This window comes from Thiohalocapsa sp. (assembly GCF_019695415.1).
Lineage (GTDB): Bacteria > Pseudomonadota > Gammaproteobacteria > Chromatiales > Chromatiaceae > Thiohalocapsa.
The window spans coordinates 1-3,476 of the sequence record NZ_JAIFKJ010000653.1; the positions used below are offsets into that span (position 1 = coordinate 1).

A 3,476-nucleotide genomic window follows, 5' to 3' on the forward strand; every position below is an offset into this window, starting at 1 on the left:
ATGCTCGCCACCACGGCGGACAGCAGTACGCCCCAGGCGGTGTCCGCGAACACCATGGTCAGCGGCCAGGCCGGCAGCGTGGCGCGGTTGGTGAGCTCATAGGTCATGTAGGTGAAAAAGCCGAACAGCCCGCCGTTCAGGGCGGCATCGGCGATGCGCCCGGACGCAAGCCCGGGCCGCACCCCGAAGTACTGGATGCCGCCGATGAACAGCAGATAGAAGGCCACCGCCGCCACCCAGTCCACCTCCGGCGCCAGCAGATGACCGATCTGCGCCTGATAGAAACCCACGGCGATGACACCGAGCCAGAGCAGGTCCACGGCGAAGAAGACGGGGACGAGGGCGCGGTAGAGCTTCAGGTGTCGGAGTCGCTCGGGCATGGCTTTGGGCTCGCTGGCGGATCGGAAAAGAGGCCGATGATAACCCCGGCGCGACGGGTCGTTGGCCGCGCCTGGAGCCCGTGGCGACCCAATCACGTCCCCGCGCGGCGCGGCAACGCCGGGGAGGCGTGACGCCGCCGGCGCGGTGTCACGAGCAGGTGACGACCCCGAAACGAGCGCCAGCCCGTTTCGAGTTGTTGACATTTCGCAATGCAGAGTATTAGCAGATACTAAAATACTGTCTCCAACGTCAAACTTTCGTTGGAGTTGTAGTGTGAAACGGATCGAGACCTCCGAGTATCACCCGCTCTACTTCCTGGCGGCGCTCGGCGCCGGCGGGCTCACGGTGACCTTCTTCCTCTACTTCCTGTTCCTGGTGCCGCATCCGGGCACACCTCTGGTGACGGCGGACGATCTGCTGGCGCTCTGGGTCAGAGGGCCTGAGTGGCTGCGACCGCTGCTGCTGCTCGGTGTCGCTGGGCTGCTGGCCATGGCGGCGCTGCATCTGCGCCTGCTGGTGTGGAATCTTGCCCATTACCGGCGTTGGCGGCGCAGCGAGGTGTTTCAGCGCCTGCGCGCCGGCAACAAGGACGTGGCGCTGATGGCGCTGCCGCTGACGCTCACCATGACCATCAATGTGCTGTTCGTGGTGGGCTCGGTGACGGTGCCGGGGCTCTGGGACTATGCCGAGTACCTGTTCCCGGGGGTGCTGGCGGTGCTGCTGGCGCTTGGGGTCTGGGCGCTCAGGCTCTACGGTGGCTATCTGGCCCGGCTGATGATGACGGGCACCTTCGATTTCGTCGGCAATGCCAACCTGGGGCAGATGATGCCCATCTTCGCCTTCGCGATGATCGCGGTGGCCTTCGCCGCACCCGGCGCCATGAGCCAGAGCCAGGTGGTGAATGCCGTCGGGCTCTTCTTCGCGATCTTCTTCCTGAGCCTGTCGGCGCTGCTCGGGCTCGTGAAGCTGGTGGTGGGCGCGCAGGCCATGCTGCGCCACGGCATCAGCGCCGCCGCCGCGCCGAGCCTGTGGATTCTGATCCCCATCCTGACCCTGTCCGGCATCACCCTGGTGCGGCTGATCATGGGGCTGCAGCACGGCTTCGGGCTTGCGGTGCCGAAGCCGGCGCTGTTCGTGCTGACCTCCGTGATCCTGTCGCTTCAGATCCTGTTCGGGCTTCTGGGCTACGTTGTCATGCGCCGGCTCGGCTATTTCCGGGATTACGTGGCGGGCGACCTGCAGAGCCCGGGGGCCTACAGCCTGATCTGCCCGGGCGTGGCCTTCTTCGTCTTCGGCTGGTTCTGGATCATGTTCGGGCTGGTGGGCAACGGGCTGATCACGCCGCTGACGCCGGCCTTCTTCGTGCTGCTGCTGCCGCTGATGATCGTGCAGTGGAAGAGCCTGGAGACGCTGCTGCGGCTGAACCGCAAGCTCTTGGGCAAGACGCCTGCGGGTTGCTGCGCCGGCGGCTGAAGGCCCGCGTTCGCGTCCGCCCCGCGGGGGCGGGCGCTGCCGGTCTCCCGGGCGGGCCCGTGACCATGCTGGGCGCTCGGCGGGCGCGGACCGGCGCTGCCCCTGTTCGGTCTCGGCGCGTTACCCGGCCGTTGCATCGCCGGGGGTCGGAAACAGCAGATCGACGTAGTGCCGATGCTGATGGATCTGCTCGGCCAGGAGCGCGGGGCGGGCGTCCAGGCGGGAGAGGATGACGCCGCCCTCGAAGGCGCACAGCAGGTTGTCGACGAGCTGCGCCGGGGTGATGTCGCGACGGGTGGAGGATGCCATCCTCCACTGCTTCCACCACGGCGATGGCGTGCCCTGCGAGCGCTGCGGGCGCTTCCACATGGCCGAGCTGTTCGACGCCGCCTGCGATTGATGCTCGGCACCCAGGTGATGTTGTGGTGGCTGTTGGGAGAGGCGCGCCTGCCCAAGCAATCGGCGTCCCCCAAGCGCGCGCTCAGTCGTCCTCGGTGACCTCGGCGAGCACCAGTCCGGTGGCGCCCTCCTGGCTGCGGGTGAAGGAGATGCAGTGCTCGGCGCCGGTGATGAGATAGAGGTTGAAGCCGTCGGCCTCGCGGTAGGGGTCGATGCCGGCGCCGATGTCGTCATCCAGACAATGCGTGAAGTGCACGTCGGGGAAGGCCTGGCGCAGGGCGGCGACGGAGTCCGGCGTGAGGCCGGCGCGGGTGACGATGGTGGTGACCTGGTCGAGGAATTCGTCAGTGAGCATGGGGGTCGGCGTCGATCGGGTGTGGGTGCGTACGGCGCTTGTGGGGTTCGGCCTCGGGGCGCGGCGTGACACCGCAGGAGCGGTGTCACGAGCGAGCTGGATGGGCGCTCAGGCTTCCTCGGCGCTGCGCTCGAAGCGTACGCGGTCGTCCGTGTCCTGGCCCATGATCTTGGCGAGCCACGGCGGGGCCTTGTCGGCGAGCAGCCCGGCGAGGACGGCCACCTGCTCACGGGCATGGCCGCCCTGCGGAAACTTAACCGGGTGGATGTCCCGCTTCACCACCTTGGCCGCGGCGGGGCCGCCGATGCTGGCAACGAACAGCACCTGGCAGTCCTGGATGAGTGCGGCGCGGTGGGCATTCTTGTCGTCCTCAGCGTCGCTGTCCTCGATGTCGCGGACGTCGATGAGCCGCTGCGCACCCGCGGCCACCTGGTAGACCAGGAAGCGCCGGCAGGAGCCGAAGTGGCCGTCGAGCAGCTCGCCGCCGTTGGAGGCGCAGGCGACGCGGATGCTGCCGGCGGGGGCCTCCGCCTCGGTGAGCGGGGCTTCGCTGGGCGGCGGCGGCTCGATGTCCGCGCCCTGGCCCTTCAGCAGCGCCAGGGCGGCCTTGAGGCTGTCGGCGTCCACCTCCGCCAGCTCGCCGTCGGCGGCGGCCTTGAGCTGCTTCACCGTCAGGCCGTCGAGCTGGGCGACGGTGGGCGGCAGGCCAACGGCATCAGCCAGCACTTTGAGCAGGCGGGCGGGGTCTGTGTCTGGCAACGCCCGTGCGGCAAGGCCGATGCGCAGCGCTATGTCTTCGGACAGGGCGTGTGGGTTCTGGGCGTCGTTCATGTGCGTTTCGCCTCGGCTGCGGTGGAGAACTGGGGGT

General features: G+C 68.3%; 5 protein-coding genes. 1 reads left to right on the forward strand and 4 read right to left on the reverse strand.

Features of this window, described 5'->3' with window-relative positions:
* The coding region (locus I6U14_RS17800) for a DUF2177 family protein (RefSeq protein ID WP_296901165.1) at window positions 1-380 on the reverse strand (380 nt) is incomplete at its 3' end.
* Window positions 381-654: 274 nt separating this feature from the next.
* Between I6U14_RS17800 and I6U14_RS17805 the strand changes: the two genes are divergently transcribed.
* On the forward strand, window positions 655-1,854 hold the full coding sequence (locus I6U14_RS17805) for a hypothetical protein (RefSeq protein ID WP_296901167.1): 1,200 nt from the start codon (window positions 655-657) through the stop codon (window positions 1,852-1,854).
* Window positions 1,855-1,974: 120 nt separating this feature from the next.
* On the opposite strand, the gene I6U14_RS17810 is transcribed toward I6U14_RS17805, so the two are convergent.
* The 3 genes from I6U14_RS17810 to I6U14_RS17820 all read right to left on the reverse strand — a co-directional run bounded on the left by I6U14_RS17810 (window position 1,975) and on the right by I6U14_RS17820 (window position 3,439).
* Window positions 1,975-2,163: a hypothetical protein gene (locus I6U14_RS17810; RefSeq protein WP_296901169.1), complete on the reverse strand. Its 189-nt coding sequence runs from the start codon at window positions 2,161-2,163 to the stop codon at window positions 1,975-1,977.
* A 172-nt stretch (window positions 2,164-2,335) separates the two neighbouring features.
* The gene (locus I6U14_RS17815; protein WP_296901171.1) at window positions 2,336-2,608 is read right to left on the reverse strand and encodes a DUF6129 family protein; all 273 of its coding nucleotides are present in this window, start codon (window positions 2,606-2,608) and stop codon (window positions 2,336-2,338) included.
* 108 nt (window positions 2,609-2,716) lie between these two features.
* Window positions 2,717-3,439 (reverse strand): dinitrogenase iron-molybdenum cofactor biosynthesis protein, encoded by a 723-nt coding sequence (locus I6U14_RS17820; RefSeq protein ID WP_296901174.1) that lies wholly within the window; start codon window positions 3,437-3,439, stop codon window positions 2,717-2,719.
* Between the last annotated feature and the right edge of the window lie 37 nt (window positions 3,440-3,476).